Below are 15195 nucleotides of genomic sequence, written 5' to 3'. Positions count from 1 at the left end.
ATCGCTCATTTCAAAGGAACGCCCATGACCACCAAGAAATTCGCCAGCCACGCCGACCTCGAGGAAAAGAAGGTCTCGTTCACCCGGCTTTCGGAGAACGCCTATGCCTACACCGCCGAGGGCGACCCGAACACCGGCATCTTCATCGGCGACGAGGCCGTGATGGTGGTCGACACCCAGGCCACGCCCGCGATGGCGCAGGACGTGATCCGCCGCATCCGCGAAGTGACGCCGCTGCCCATCAAGTACGTGCTGCTGTCGCACTACCACGCGGTGCGCGTGCTGGGTGCCTCGGCCTACTTCAAGGAGGGCGCCGAGCAGATCATCGCCAGCCGCGACACCTACGACCTGATCGTGGAGCGCGGCGAGCAGGACAAGGCCAGCGAGATCGGCCGCTTCCCGCGCCTGTTCCGCAACGTCGAGTCGGTGCCGCCGGGCCTGACCTGGCCCACCATGACCTTCGACGGCACCATGAGCGTGTGGCTGGGCAAGAAGCTCGAAGTGAAGATCGCGCAGGTGGGCCGCGGCCACACCAAGGGCGACACCATCGCCTACCTCGAAGACCAGAAGATCTGCTTCGCGGGCGACCTCGTCGAGTACCAGAGCACCGCCTACGCAGGCGACTGCTACTTCCGCGACTGGCCCGCCACGCTCGACCGCCTCGCGGGCTTCGGCTTCGAGAAGCTGGTGCCCGGCCGCGGCGCCGCGCTGGAGAACGCCGCCGACGTGCGCAAGGCCATCGCCTCCACGCGCGCCTTCATCTCCGACGTGTACACGCTGGTCAACAACGGCGTGGCGCAGGGCAAGACGCTGAACGCGATCTACAAGGAGACGGTGGCGGCGCTGCGCCCCACGTACGGCCACTGGGTGATCTTCGATCACTGCATGCCGTTCGACGTGACGCGCGCCTACGACGAGGCCACCGGTCACGTCCACCCCCGCATCTGGACCGCCGAGCGCGACATCGAAATGTGGAACGAGCTGGAGGGATGACCTCCCCCAGCCTCGCCCACTTCGTGTGGCTCGGACACCCCCTCGCGGGGGCGCACCCTGCGGCCCGGCAGAGCCGGTTCCGCGGGAGCCCGCGAGGGGGCCTCGCTGCGCGGGCCGTGGTGTGGCGTTGTCTTTGACGAACGATTGAAATGAACCAGCCTGCGCCGTCGTCGTCTTCATCAGCCTCTGCTGGCGCCACACCCGCCGCCGTGCAGGCCTGGCTGCTGCTGGGAATGCTCGTGTGGGGCGTGAACGTGTCGGCGGTGAAGGTGCTGACGGGCTTCTTCGAGGCGCTGCCGCTGGCGGCCTTGCGCATGGCGGTGGCGTGCGTGGCGCTGAGCGCGATCTTGCTGTGGCGGCGCGGCGGGGTGCCGGTGTTCGGCATGCGGCGTCTTGCGGCACTTGCCGGCTGCGGCTTCCTGATGGTGTACGCCAACCAGATCCTGTTCGCGCTGGGGTTGCAGCGTTCGACGGCCACCAACGGCGCGCTGATCATGGCGCTGAGTCCGCTGGTGTCGGCGCTGATGGCGGCGCTGGTGTTCCGCGAGGCGCTGACGGCGCGGCGGCTAGTCGGCGTGGCGCTGGGCTTCGCGGGCGTGGCGGCGGTGGTGCTGAGCCATCCGGGCGCGAGCCTGTCGCACGCGGGGTTGGGCGATTTGCTGCTGGCGCTGTCGGTGGTGAGCTTCGCGGTCGGCGGCGTAGGCGTGCAGCGCCTGGCGCGGCAGATCGATCCGCTCTCGATGAGCTGGGGCATCTACGTGATGGGCACCGCGATGCTGGTGCTGCACACGCTGCTGGGGCCCTCGCCGCTGGGCGCGGCGCAGCTGTTCCCGGGTGCGTGGCCGTGGGTGCTGGTGCTGTTCTCGGGCGTGGCCGCCACCGCCGCCGGCAACCTGATCTGGAACCGCGCCATCTCCGTCATCGGCGTGGCGCGCACCGCTGTCTTTCTCTATTGGGTGCCGGTGTTCGGCGTCGCGGTCGCGGCGCTGCTGCTGGGCGAGGTGCTGACCTGGTGGCACCTGTTCGGCTTCGCCGCGGTGATGAGCGGCACGTGGCTGGGCACGCGGCCGGCAGCCGCCGCCGTGCGCAAGCCTGCACCCTGATTTCTTCCATCCATGTCCACCGACTCTCTCCCCCTGCTGTTCCAGCCCCTGCAACTGCGCGGCCTCGCATTGGCCAACCGCGTCGTGATCTCGCCGATGTGCCAGCACGCCGCCGAGCGCGGCCATGCCACGCCGTGGCACATGGTTCACCTCGGCAAGTTCGCGCTCGGCGGAGCGGGGTTGATCCTCACCGAGAGCACAGCGGTCGATCCGCGCGGTCGCATCGGCACCGCCGACCTCGGCCTGTGGAACGACAGCCAGATCGCGCCGCTGAAGGCAGTGGTCGATTTCGTGCATGCGCAGGGCAGCGCCATCGGCGTGCAGCTCGCGCATGCAGGCCGCAAGGCGGGCAGCGAGCCGCTGTGGGAGGGTGGCGCAGCACTCGGCGATGCGCGCATGGCCGCCGACGAGGAGCCGTGGGAGCGCCTGGGCCCGAGCGCGATCGCGGCGGGGCCGGGCTGGTCGGCACCGCGCGCGCTCGATGCCGATGGCATCGCGGCGGTGGTGCAGCGCTTCGTCGATGCCACGGTGCGCGCAGACAAGGCGGGCTTCGACGTGGTCGAGCTGCACTTCGGGCACGGCTACCTCGTCGCCAGCTTCCTTTCACCCAACGCCAACCATCGCGACGATGCGCTCGGCGGCAGCCGCGACAACCGCATGTGGCTCGCGCTGGAGATCGCGCAGCGCGTGCGTGCCGCGTGGCCGGCGGAGAAGCCGCTGTTCTGCCGCCTCTCGGCGGTCGACGGCACGCCCGATGGCTGGAACCTGGACGACTCGGTGGTGCTCGCGCGCGAGCTCAAGCGCTGCGGCGTCGACGTGATCGACTGTTCCTCGGGCGGCCTCACCGAGGAGACGCGCGCGCTGCCGGTGCCGCGCGGGCTGGGCTTCCAGGTGCCGTTCTCCGCGCGCATCCGGCGCGAGGCGCAGGTGCCCACGCAGGCGGTCGGGATGATCGTCGACGCGCATCAGGCCGAGGCCGTGCTCGCCGCCGGGCAGGCCGATCTCGTCGCCCTGGGCCGCGAGGCCTTGCTCGACCCCTACTGGGCGCACCACGCGGCCGCGGCGCTCGGTGCGGACCCCGGCTTCCGGCGCTGGCCGGTGCGCCACGGCGTGTGGCTGGCCAAGCGCGCGCCCGGCCTCGCGCGAGCGCGCGCCGAGGCCGAAGCCGCCTTGCAAATCAACGATAAGGAGACAAGCAGATGACCGAACCGACGCCCCTGCGCATGGGCCTGATCCGCAAGAAACCCGAATGGACCGACGAGGCCTTCCGCAGCCACTGGCGCGACAGGCACGGCCCGCTGGTGGCGCAGCTGCCCACGCTGCGCGGCTACCGGCAGAACCTCGTGCTCGACCGGCTGCAGCGCGGCATCGACTTCGCGCGCGGGCCGTGGGACTTCGACGGCTTCTCGCAGCTGGGCTTCGACGAGGCGAAGCAGGCCGACGCTGCCTTCAACCGCGGCGAGCTCGCCGCCGCCATCCGCGCCGACGAGGAACGCTTTCTGGGCGGCCTGCACATCGTGACCGTCGCGCAGACCGAGGTGATAGCGCCGCCGCCCAAGCCCGAGGGGCTGCTCAAGCGCATCTCGCTGCTGCGCCGGCCCGTCGAGCAGTCGGAAGAAGACTTCCGCCGCGAATGGAAAGTGCACGCCGACCACGTGCGCCGCATGCCCGGCGTGAGCGGCTACCGCCAGAACGTGGTGACCGCGCGCGAGTTCGTGAAGGGCACGCCCTGCGGCTATGCGGAGCTGCCGATCGACGGCATCGTCGAACTGTGGTTCGAGAACCCCGGCACGCTCGATGCGGCCTTCGCATCGCCGCAAGGGCAGGTGACGATGGCGCATGCGCTCACCTTCCTTGCGGAGATCACGGCCTTCGTGGTGGAGGAGCACCGCGTGGTGTGAGGCCAATGAGGGCGGGCCGGGCATGGATGCGCTCGCCGCACGGTGTCGCCGGCCATAACATCGGCGTTCGTCAAACCGGAGCAGCACGCATGGGGCGCACTCGCATCTTCTTCCTGGGCATCGCCATGGCCACGGCCGCATGCGCGGCGTCCGCCCAGACGCGCAAGCCGCTTCCGCCCGGCGTGGCGGGCGTGATGCGCATCGACGCCGGCACCGACTACGTGTTTCTCGACCGCCCCACCACCGTCGGCGGCGCGTGCAAGGGGTGGAAGGCGGTATCGATACAGGCGCCGGGACCGGCGGGCTCGGGCACCACCAACCTCATGTGCTGGAAGGAATCGAACGGCCAGCTGCTGACGGCGACCGAGCAGAAGGTGACGCCGCAGGTCGCGCCGATGAGCCTGATCCGCTGAGGAGCAGCGGCGTTCACGCACGCCCCCCAAAAAAAAGCGCCCCTCGAGGGAGCGCTTAACGACGCACGGATGCGTCGTGAGGAGGAACCGGGATCCACGGAACCTCCACATTGACTCTGCGCAGCGCCCGCCCATGCGGGACATTGCAAGGCAAGTGCGTGAGCGCCTGCCTACATCGGCACCCCGGGGCCGGCAGCGGGCGAGCGGGTGGTCCGCTCAGCCCAGCAGGCCGTGAAGGATGTTGGTGACCGGGTTCACCACGTGGCTCACCGTCTGCTCGACCTGGCTGGTGATCGGCGCGACGACTTCGCCCACGCCGGAAGCCACTGCACCGGCCGCGCCTTCGGCCACGTGGGCCACTGTCTCGACCACCGGCGCCACGGTGCCGGAAGTGCCGGCCAGGATGTCGGTCGCCGGCGCCGCCGCGCTGGAGGCCGCATGTGCCGCCGGAGCAGCCGCTTCGCTGGTCGCCGACTGCAGCACGTTGGCCACCGGGCCGTCGTCGCCGCCGAGCGAGCCGAGCAGGCGGCCGACCAGGCCGTCTGCGCCCAGCACGCTGCCGACCAGGCCTTCGTCGCCGAGCAGGTTGTTCACGATGCCGTCTTCGCCGAGCACGCCACCCAGCAGGCCGCCGGCATCGCCGTTGGTGACGCCGCCGAGCAGGCCGCCGACGAGGCCGTCTTCACCGAGGAGACCACCGACCAGGCCGCCGGCATCGCCGTTGGTGACGCCGCCGAGCAGGCCGCCGACGAGGCCGTCTTCACCGAGGAGACCACCGACCAAGCCACCAGCATCGCCGTTGGTGACGCCGCCGAGCAGGCCGCCGACGAGGCCGTCTTCACCGAGGAGGCCACCGACCAGGCCACCGGCATCGCCGTTGGTGACGCCGCCCAGCAGGCCGCCGACGAGACCGTCTTCGCTGAGCACGCCGCCCAGCAGGCCGCCGTCGCCCAGCACGCCGCCCAACAGGCCGTCGTCACCCAGCACGCCACCGAGCAGGCCGCCATCGCCGCCGAGTACGCTGCCCAGCAGGCCGCCATCACCCAGCACGCCGCCGAGCAGGCCGCCATCACCACCGAGCAGACCGCCCAGTGGGCCATCGGCACCGAGGAGGCCGTCGTCGCCAAGAACCCCGCCCAGCAGGCCGTCTCCACCGAGGAGGCCGCCGATCAGGCCGTTGTCGCCCAGCACGCCGCTGAGCAGGCCGTCTTCGCCGCCGAGCAAGCCGCCGAGGGGCGTTGCGCCAAGCAGTCCGCCGGCCACGCCGTCGGGACCGAGCAGGCTGTCGACCAGCCCGTCGCCGCCCAGCAAGCCGCCGGTGAGGCCCTCGCTGCCGAGCAGGCCGGCGAGCGAGCCGTCGCCGCCGAGTACGCCTCCGAGCAGGCCGTCGTCGCCGCTCAGCAGGCCACCCAGAAGGCCGTCGTCACCCAGCACGCCGCCGAGCAAGCCGCCATCGCCACCGAGTACGCCGCCCAGCAGGCCGTCATCACCCAGCACGCCGCCGAGCAAGCCGCCATCGCCACCGAGTACGCCGCCCAGCAGGCCGTCGTCACCCAGCACGCCACCGAGCAGGCCGCCGTCGCCACCGAGTACGCCGCCCAGCAGGCCGTCGTCACCCAGCACGCCACCGAGCAGGCCGCCATCGCCGCCGAGCACACCGCCCAGCAGGCCGTCGTCGCCCAGCACGCCGCCGAGGAGGCTGCCATCGCCGCCGAGTACGCCGCCCAGCAGCCCGCCAAGCAAGCCGCCGTCGCCAAGCAGCTGCCCGACCAATCCGTCTTCGCCGAGCACGCTGCCCACGAGGCTGCCTTCGCCGAGCAGGCCGTCGAGCACCTGGCTGACCACGCCTTCGTCGCCGACGATCTGGTCGACGAGGCCGTCGATGCCCAGGCCGGTGGTTACGCCGCCGAGCAGTCCGTCGCCACCGAGCACGTTGTCGAGGATGTTGCCGAGCGCGTCGGTCAGGTAGTCGACCTGGCCGTTCAGCGAGCCGATGAGCGCGCCGGTGAGGCCGGCGCCCAGCAGGCCGTCGACCACGGGTGTGAGCACGCCGCCGAGGTCGGCGGTGATGCCGTCTACAGTGTCGTCCAGCGGGTCGAAGGCGTTCGGATCGTCGGGCCTGAATTCGTTGCCCGCGATGGGCGAGAGCACGTCGTCCACGAGGTCGGTGAGGCCGTCGACCGTGGGCATCAGCGACGAGAGCGTGGGCGCGGAGCTCGTGACCGCGGCACTGCGCGCGGCGGCGGCCGTACCGCCGCCTCCGCCAAGGCCGAGCAGGTTGTCGAGGGCTCCGACCAGATGGTCGGCGGCGCCATCGCCTGGGTCGAGCAGGTGGTCGGCGTCCGCGTCGGCATCGGCGTCGGCGTCGGCGTCGGCATCCGAGTCGGCGTCCGCATCGGAGTCCGCGTCCGAATCGGCATCGGCGTCCGAATCGGCGTCGGCGTCAGCGTCGGCATCCGCATCGGCGTCCGCATCCGAGTCGCCGTCCGCATCCGCGTCGGCATCGGCGTCCGCGTCTGCATCCGCATCGCTTTCGCCGATGCCCGGAACGAAGAAGGGGACCGCGCCGTCGCTGCCCCCGCCGCCGCCCAGTGCCGCCGCGAGCCCGGCGGCGCCCAGCGCGCCGAGCGCGAATTCGCCCAGCCCGATGCCGCTGCCGGCAGCGGTCTTCTTGCTCACCGCGAGCGCGGCGGCTTCGGCGTCGCTGTCGGGCGCGGTCACTTCCAGGTCGCCGGAGGCCACGTCCACGTTCACCTGCTCCAGGCCGCTCGCGAGCTTGGTCGAGCTGATGGTGGCGTCCGTGCCGCCCGTGAACACGCCGGCCAGGGGTGCCTTGTTGGTGGCAGATCCGGGAAATAGAACGTTGGCATGGCCGTCCTGCGGAACGATCACGCGGTCGCCGGCCATCAGCGTCTGGTTGCCGGACACCGGGATCGCCACGCCGTCGCGCATGACGACCGTGCCGGGCGTCGCATTCGACAGCGACCCGATGCCGGCCGGCGCCGCAGCCGGTGTTGCCGAGGCGGCGGCGGCCGCCCCCATGGGAGCGACCGGCCGGACCGTCGCCTGCGCGAGGATCACCGGCGTGGCGGCACTGCTGTCGGCGCCTCCGGCGATCGAAGAAATCGTTGTGTTGGCATCCGCCATGGCAGCCTCCTCGGTAGTGGGAGTGGCTGACGGGGCAACTTGTGTGCCGCTTTTTTGCGCAGGCGCCGGCGTGGGGCAAGGTGCGCGCAAACTGTTGATTTACATGGAGATTTTTGCCGGAGCCATGCCGCGATGAAAGCGCCGGGCGGACGCACTTCGGCACTTGTTACGTAGCGCTGTTACCTTGTCAGTACGTAACGAAGGCCGGGGCGCAAGCAGCTGCCCGGCCGCGGATCAGGCCGCGGGCCGCAGCCGCGGCGACACCGGGATGTCGCGGGAGAAGTCGCGGCGCGGTGCCGAGGGCAGTGCGTCGCGCGGTACGTCGCCGGGCAGCACGAATTGGCTGATGAGCGTGTCCAGGTTGCGGGCCTGGTCGCGCAGGCTTTCCGATACGGCGGCCGACTCCTCGACCATGGCCGCGTTCTTCTGCGTCATCTCGTCCAGCCGGGCGACGGCGGCGTCGATCTGGGCGATGTCCTGCACCTGCGACTGCGTCGCCATCGTGATGGCGCCGACCGTGTCGGCGACCTGGCCGATGGAAGCGACGATGCGCCCCATCGTGCGGCCAGCGTCGTCGGCGAGCGCGGTGCCCGACTCGATGCGCTGCACCGAGTTCTCGATCAGGCTCTTGATCTCGCGGGCAGCCGCGGCCGATCGCGTGGCCAGCTGCCGCACCTCAGACGCGACCACCGCGAAGCCGCGTCCCGCGTCGCCGGCCCGCGCAGCCTCGACCGCGGCATTGAGCGCCAGGATGTTCGTCTGGAAGGCGATGGCGTCGATCACGCCGGTTATGTCGGCCACCCTGTGCGACTCGCGCCGGATGTCCTGCATGGTGCTCACCACCTGGGACACCGCCTCGCCGCCCTGCGCTGCGACCGTGGCGGCGGCCCCGGCCATGCGTTCGGCCTCGCCGGCGGCCGTGCTCGATTGCTGCGCGTTGTGCATGACCTGCCCGAGCGCCGCCGCCGTCTGCTGCAGGCTGGCCGCGGCGCCTTCGGTGCGTGCCGAGAGTTCCGAGTTGCCGTGCGCGATCTCGGCGGCCGCCGTGCGCACGTTCTGCACCGACTCGCGCACGCGCTGCACCAGTTCGCGCAGCGCGCCCTGCATGGCGCCCAGCGCCTGCAGCATCTGGCCCGCCTCGTCGCGGGAGTGGCCCTCGATGTCCTGGCGCAGGTCGAGGGTGGCCACGCGTCCGGCTGTGTCGCTCGCGAGCCTGATCGGCCTGCCGATGCTGCGCATCAGCCCCAGCGCCAGCACACCGCCCAGCAGCAGCGCGGCCACGCTGAACAGCGCCAGCGCAATGCGCGCCGAGGCGCTCAGCTCGGCGACGTGCTCGCCTGCCACGTCGATGGCCAGCCGCTGCGATTGCGCGAGCCTGGAAACGGCGGCCAGCAGCGCGGCCGAACTGGGCTGGAAGCGCTGCGCGTACACATTGCGGATGCGCTCGGTGAGGCCCGAGTCGCGCGCGGCGATCAGTTCCTTGACGGCGCCCGCGAAGTCCCTGGCGGCGGCGTCGGCCTGCGCGAGCAATGCGCGGTCGGCCTCGTCGTGCAGTCGCTGGTCGAGCTGTTTGATCAGTTCGTCGTAACTGGCGGAGGTTGCGCGGATGTCCGCCGCAAGAATCTCGCCGACCTCGGGTTCGGAGCTCAGCGCCATCGCCTTGTAGCGCTCGGCATTGATCGCCTGCAGGCGGTAGGCATCGGCCACGATGCGCTCCGACACGCCGCGCTGCTGGATGGCTTCGCGCGTGGCCTCGTCGACCTTGGCGAGCGAACGGATGCCGATGCCGGAGCCCGCGAGGGTCAGCAGCAGGACGGCCGAGAAGGTGAACAGGAGGCGGCGACCGAGGATGTTGCGGGAGCCGGAGGAGGGGAGGAGAAGGTGGGCGTCTGATGTCACGCGCGGATTAGACCGAGGGCGTGTGACTGGTCGTTGACCCGGACCCGCGTGTGGGCGGGGCTTACGCCGGGCCTGCCTGGGGTCTTGAAAAGCCGTTGCGATTCAACGACTTGGCGATCTGGTGGTGCCTTCGACAGGAATCGCAGGTATTTCAAAAATCCGCATGGATATTGAATTCCTCGGGCTGGCAGAAAAAAGATACCGACAAAAGTACCGACAAATTTCAATGCATGGTTTCGATGCACCGCGCCGCATCGAGCATGGGAAGAAACTTGATCATGCCCCAGCCGCGAGCAGATCGGCGGGAATTTCCAAGAGGATGCGCGATACGCTGGCACCTGATTCTTCTTTCGACCCGGGGCGAAGCGTCTGCCAGCGAGGCGGGCGACGGGATTTAGCCAGTCCGCCAACACTACTTTCGCAGTTGTTCGCGTAAGTCCCAAAACCCTAGACAAATCAATTGCTTAGGGGCCTCCGAGGCATCGTACAGCAACTGCCGGGATGCTGCCCGGGCGGAAGAGCCTTGGTGTGCGTCGTCGCGACGCTCATTGTCTCGACTTGATCGCGCTCCCGTATATCGTGTGGGAGCTTGCTTCGCTTAGCGATCGAAGTGCGGGTTTTCACCTCCATCCTGAAAACCTCTGGGTAATGTTCGAATTTTTGAATTCGCATGCTCCGGTGGTTGAGCCCGGCAAGGCAGAATGCCCGCGACAACCGCGACAACCGCGACAACCGCGACAACCGCGACAACCGCGACAACCGCGACACCGGCGCCGGCCGTCCGAGTACTAGCCGACCCGGTTCAGACCAGAAGCGTCTTGCGCCTGCTCGGCGCGAAAATAAAGTGGCGCCTAACATGCGCTGTTATAGCCTTTTAACAAGGATGAGAAGATGGCCCAGCGCGTAACGCTCGATGCAATGATCCCTCGCGAGGACTTTGCGGTTGCTGAGGAAGAGTTCGCACTGGACCTATTCCAGAACTTTCCGATAACCAACCTGCTTTCGGACTCGGCGATTCTCAAGTTGCTCCGCAAGCCGGATTTCCAGCGAGAAACGAACCATTGGTCGCCTGAGCAGGTTGCGACGCTTGTTGCGAGCTTTCTCGACAACGAGGTGATTCCGTCCCTCATCCTGTGGAAGTCGCCAACATACATTTTCGTGATTGATGGCGGGCATCGACTGAGTGCCCTGCGTGCTTGGATCGAGGACGACTATGGCGACGGCGCGTTGAGTTCCGCCTTTTATAAAGGGGAGATCTCAGAGGATCAGAAAAAGATCGCTAAGCGCACTCGACAGGTGATCGAGCAGAAGGTTGGTCGCTTTACGAGCCTTCGGGGTTTGATCGACGCAAAAGTGTCGATTGATCCAGTTGCACCTCGACGTGCGAATCGCCTCTTTACCCGCGCGCTGAACCTCCAATGGATTCAGGGGAACGCTGATGTCGCAGAAACGTCATTTTTCAAGATCAATTCGCAAGGAACGCCTCTCGATGACACCGAGGAAATGCTCATCAAGAACCGTCGAAAGCCCATAGCGATCGGCGCCCGGGCGATTCTGCGCTCCGGAACGGGCCACAAGTATTGGTCAAGCTTCTCGGAGATGCATCGGGAGCAGATTGAGGGGACCGCGGGCGAGTTCTATGAGCTTCTCTTCGAGCCCGAATCGAATCTGCCCTTGAAGACGCTGGATGTGCCGTTTGGCGGTTCCGTATCTCCGGTCGAAGCCCTATCGCTGCTGATCGACTTCTTGACGATTTCCGGGTCCCGCCAGGCCGAGACCCTGACGATCGATAAGCACCCGATTGACGAGACCGGTGAGGCGACCATTGGTTTTCTCCGCCGATCGCTCGAGATCTTAAATCGCATCACTGGCAATTCTGCGGGAAGCTTGGGGCTGCACCCGGCCGTATATTTCTACAACGAGAGGGGCAAGTACAACCGTTTCTTGTTCCTCGGGATGACCGCGTTGCTGACTGAGAGAGTGCGCAACAACGATGACGGATTCTTCAAGAAATTCACGCGAGCCCGCAGCGCTGTCGAGGCGTTCCTCGTGGACAACAAATCACTTATCGCGCTTGTTCAGCAGAACATGAGCAAAGCGCAGCGAGTTCCGCGCATGAAAAAGCTGTTTGAGTACCTCATCGATACAGCTGCAACAGGTGGGGCGCTCGTCGCGGAGGACGCGATTGCGCAACTCGGACTGCGAGGCCGGATTTTGGACATCAACGCGTTCCAGAGCGCTCCACATTTCAGCGACGACGCAAAGTCGATGATGTTTGTAAATGCGGCCCTTAGTAGCGCTTTGAGGTGTCCTATTTGCAATGGATATCTCCATCCCACCAAGTCCGTCTCTTACGACCATATCGTTAGGCGCGCGGAGGGCGGTACGGGCGATGTCATCAATGGACAAATGGCGCATCCCTTCTGCAACACAGGGATGAAGAGCTAGTTTGTAGCAGAAGCTCGCCCCGCCTCGCCTACGAAGGGAGCTCGGCGTGCTGTTCGGGATCACCAGTGCAGGCCATTTGTTCCTTGATACTGGAAGATTTGGAGCGGGATGGATACCACCGACCTCACCGGTTCAAAGCGAAGCCGCAACCCAGGACGGCTCAAAAGCCCTTGTATGTCAAGGGCTTTGCCTCGAAAAAGGCGACCCAAGCGGCATCACTAGATCTCACATAGTCCCGTTCTTGCGTGTACCCCACCGTGTACCCCAGACTGCTTTTCAACCGCAGTCGATTTTGGGTACACCATGGGGCAACTCAACGAACTTCAGATCAGGGCGGCAGCGCCGCGTGGCAGAGAATATTTGCTGGCGGACGGCGAGGGCCTTTACCGATCGGAGGGCATCAAGTCATGAGGAAAGCGATTGCTTGTTTCAAGGCAAGCGCTGCGACTTTGCCGAGCAGGTATGCCGTATCCGTGGGGCATCGTCGACCGCAGGAGCGCGCAGCGTGACAGAGCCGAACGGCGGACCTCGACTTGGAGGATTCGAGTAATATTAGATTAATATTAATCGACCATCCCCTCTGTGACGATTTCGGCCAAGGCAACACGTGGACGTCCATCGCGATCGGACGGAAGGCAGGGCGTCCGAAAGGGCGACCGCCTCCAGATCTCCCACACGATGACACCGGACATGCTTTCAAAAGTGGATCGTCTCGCTCGGGTGATGGGACAGAGCCGTGCTGCTGTCATCAACCTTGCCATCTACCGACTGCTTGAGCAGGAGCGTGCGTGATGTTGGTGGATCTGCATTTCCGGCCGGAAGTCTTCTTCAATCCCCAGATGAGTTTTTCTTTCTCGTCCTGCGTCATGAGCGCGCGACACGTTTCTTTTGAGCGGTTCCCATGCAGATCGATCCAGTACTGATACAGGTCCAGGGCCGAATTCTGTCGACGGGCATCAAGCCGGCAGACGCCGCCAGGCAGATCGGGGTCGGGCTTGCCGCCCTTGAACGTCATCTGGCCGGTTCTTACGTACGCAGCGACTCGCTTGCCAAGTACCGGCTCTGGCTGGATGGGCAGTCCAAGCAGAATGTGCCTACGGTTGGCAGTGGACAGGCTGCTCGGCGCGCTGCTGTACGGGCGGTATCGCCGCTGATGGATTTTGCATGGCCGGCTCTGGTGCCGGAGCGACCCCGCCATGTGGTCGATCTTTTCTGCGGCTGCGGAGGAATGTCTCTCGGGTTCGAGCGGTTTAAGGACCAGGCGGTGTTCCGTGTTGCCATGGCACTCGATATCGAGGAGCCGATGGTCAGGGTGTTCAACGACAACCACCCGACCCAAGGTGAGCTGCCTGTTGCGCGCAGGAGCGACATCACTGACTTCCTCAATGAATCAGAGGTCCGTGGGTTCTATCTGGACCACATGGCTCGATCCACTGGGGATGCAGCGCTTAAAGACGGTTTGTGTCAACTCGGCGTCGGCGGTGTCGACATGCTGAGAAAGACCCTCCAAGTATTAGACACCGGGTTTCTGCGAGACCTTGCCGAGTTGCGGGGGGACCCCGTCTACCTGGCTGCGTTGAAGCAGTTGGGGTCCGACGTCCTCGGCCAGACCTCGGTTGTAGGCTTTCACAATGCGACCAAACTGCCTGCTACGGGTGTTGCATTTCCCCGTTTCGGCCCGTTGATCTGGCATGCAGACGGCGTTGTTGACGAAGGCGTCCGCCAACTGACTCTCGACATCGAGGACCGTGTCGTTCGTGCCTGTCGAAACTCCGCACGCCGGCTTTGGGAGGCCGAACTTGCCAAGCTCTTGGAGCGAGCGGAGGGCTCCGGACGTGGGCAGCTTGCATCGGCTGCAGATCGCATTGGGCGGTTCCGTGTCTTCATGGACACGCCGGTGATGCGGAAGGTGAAGTCGCTCTGGCTCAACTGGCGGGCGACACGGGAGGCTATCCGCCGCAGCTTTTTTGAGAACGCGCAGGTGGATGCTGGGCTGCGGGCTCTTTATCGCGATGGTCGGCGGGTGTCGGTGCTGCTTGGCGGACCGCCGTGTCAGGGATTCAGTCGTATAGGCCGGGGCAAGATCCGCAGTCTCAAGGAGCAGGGTGTCCACGTTCATGAGGATGAGGATTCGGTTGACAGCCGCAACCAGCTCATGCATCAGTACGTACTCTTCGTGTCTGCGCTTGCGCCCGACATCTTCCTATTCGAGAACGTCAGGCATTTCCAGGCTGTGGTCAAGTCTGAGGGTATCGAATTCGACGCGGCTGACATCCTTGCCGAAGCCATCAAGGAGGTTTCGCACGATGGGCTCGGCTACGCCGTTGCCAGACGTATTGTGGTAGCTTCCGAGCACGCAGTGCCTCAAGGTCGGGAGCGTTTCGTGATGGCCGGCGTGCGGGGCGATTGCAGCGGCCCCCTGAATGGCATTGATGCAGCGACATGGTGTCTGACACTCCAGCATCGGGAACATGTTCCGTTGCAAGTCGCGCTGGAGGGCCTGCCTTCGCCGTCGTTCAACGTGAAGGATGCGGTGGCTGCGGTGCCCAGGGCGCAGGGCGCGCGTGCCGCGCCACTACGGGCCTCTGACACGGCAGGGGATGTCTATAGGAACTGGGCGTTCAGAGGCGATGCAGCCGATGCCCACATCGCCAGACCTCCGCGGGTGGACGACCAAGACTTCTTCAAGTTGATGGGGCCCGGTAAGCGTTGGATGGACTATCGCTGCGATGGGGCTCCGACGCTGGAGCGGTTGTCTGCCGTGCTGACCAACCTCAAATCAGTGCTGCATAAGTCGCCTCAGCTAACAAAGCGCTTTGGATTCAATGCCGAGGAAGTCGCCGGCCTTTGCAAAACCTTGGATGGATCGCTCAGCATCCGTCTGTTGCTAGAGGCCATCCCGGCTCAACCGGGAGAACTCACGCATCATCTGCTGACCGAGAACTACCTGCAGAAAAGGGATGGGGCTCACGGGGACTGGTTGTCCCGGATGGACCCCTCCCAACCATCCAAGACCATCGTCAGTCATATGGCGAAGGACACGTATGCATTTGTGCATCCGTTCGTTCCGCGGACGCTCTCAGTGCGCGAGGCCGCCCGCATCCAGTCATTCCCGGATGACTACAGATTCGGCAGCGTTGGACTGGTGGACGGCTTCAAGGTTGTGGGCAACGCCGTTCCGCCGCTGCTGAGCCTGCAGTTCGCGGAGCGCGTTGCCCAGGTGTTGGCTCTGGTCGAAACCGCTCGCGTCGACAGGAACACTCCTCGTCAACTGCCGATGGCGGGCTGAGT

General features: G+C 66.3%; 10 protein-coding genes. 8 read left to right on the top strand and 2 right to left on the bottom strand.

Translation table 11 applies throughout. From position 1 onward, the window contains the following. Window positions 1-24: 24 nt before the first annotated feature. The 5 genes from ABL843_RS26885 to ABL843_RS26865 all read left to right on the top strand — a co-directional run bounded on the left by ABL843_RS26885 (window position 25) and on the right by ABL843_RS26865 (window position 4410). Complete coding sequence (locus ABL843_RS26885) at window positions 25-993, top strand: MBL fold metallo-hydrolase (protein WP_019656255.1); 969 nt, start codon at window positions 25-27, stop codon at window positions 991-993. Between the two features lie 149 nt (window positions 994-1142). Continuing rightward, window positions 1143-2096, top strand: coding sequence for a DMT family transporter (locus ABL843_RS26880; protein ID WP_418117941.1), 954 nt, complete (start codon window positions 1143-1145; stop codon window positions 2094-2096). Window positions 2097-2108: 12 nt separating this feature from the next. Continuing rightward, window positions 2109-3299: an NADH:flavin oxidoreductase/NADH oxidase gene (locus ABL843_RS26875; RefSeq protein ID WP_418117940.1), complete on the top strand. Its 1191-nt coding sequence runs from the start codon at window positions 2109-2111 to the stop codon at window positions 3297-3299. After that, complete coding sequence (locus ABL843_RS26870) at window positions 3296-3997, top strand: EthD domain-containing protein (protein WP_418117939.1); 702 nt, start codon at window positions 3296-3298, stop codon at window positions 3995-3997. Before ABL843_RS26875 ends, ABL843_RS26870 begins: the two co-directional genes overlap by 4 nt. An 89-nt stretch (window positions 3998-4086) precedes the next feature. Further along, window positions 4087-4410 (top strand): hypothetical protein, encoded by a 324-nt coding sequence (locus ABL843_RS26865; RefSeq protein ID WP_126023608.1) that lies wholly within the window; start codon window positions 4087-4089, stop codon window positions 4408-4410. Between the two features lie 216 nt (window positions 4411-4626). On the opposite strand, the gene ABL843_RS26860 is transcribed toward ABL843_RS26865, so the two are convergent. Continuing rightward, on the bottom strand, window positions 4627-7557 hold the full coding sequence (locus ABL843_RS26860; RefSeq protein ID WP_418117938.1) for a hypothetical protein: 2931 nt from the start codon (window positions 7555-7557) through the stop codon (window positions 4627-4629). Window positions 7558-7791: 234 nt separating this feature from the next. Then, complete coding sequence (locus ABL843_RS26855; protein ID WP_418117937.1) at window positions 7792-9456, bottom strand: methyl-accepting chemotaxis protein; 1665 nt, start codon at window positions 9454-9456, stop codon at window positions 7792-7794. Window positions 9457-10347: 891 nt separating this feature from the next. Here ABL843_RS26855 and ABL843_RS26850 point away from each other — a divergent pair. From ABL843_RS26850 to ABL843_RS26840, 3 genes are all read left to right on the top strand, one after another. Continuing rightward, the gene (locus ABL843_RS26850; protein WP_418117935.1) at window positions 10348-11904 is read left to right on the top strand and encodes a GmrSD restriction endonuclease domain-containing protein; all 1557 of its coding nucleotides are present in this window, start codon (window positions 10348-10350) and stop codon (window positions 11902-11904) included. 678 nt (window positions 11905-12582) lie between these two features. Beyond that, on the top strand, window positions 12583-12696 hold the full coding sequence (locus tag ABL843_RS26845) for a ribbon-helix-helix protein, CopG family (protein ID WP_418117934.1): 114 nt from the start codon (window positions 12583-12585) through the stop codon (window positions 12694-12696). A gap of 109 nt (window positions 12697-12805) precedes the next feature. Continuing rightward, on the top strand, window positions 12806-15193 hold the full coding sequence (locus tag ABL843_RS26840) for a DNA cytosine methyltransferase (protein WP_418117933.1): 2388 nt from the start codon (window positions 12806-12808) through the stop codon (window positions 15191-15193). Window positions 15194-15195 lie beyond the last annotated feature (2 nt).

The sequence above is a fragment of the Variovorax sp. 350MFTsu5.1 genome (genome assembly GCF_048302515.1).
In the GTDB taxonomy this organism is placed as follows: domain Bacteria; phylum Pseudomonadota; class Gammaproteobacteria; order Burkholderiales; family Burkholderiaceae_C; genus Variovorax; species Variovorax guangxiensis.
Note: the sequence above shows the minus strand (reverse complement) of the source record. Positions and strands in the feature narration are given on the sequence as shown.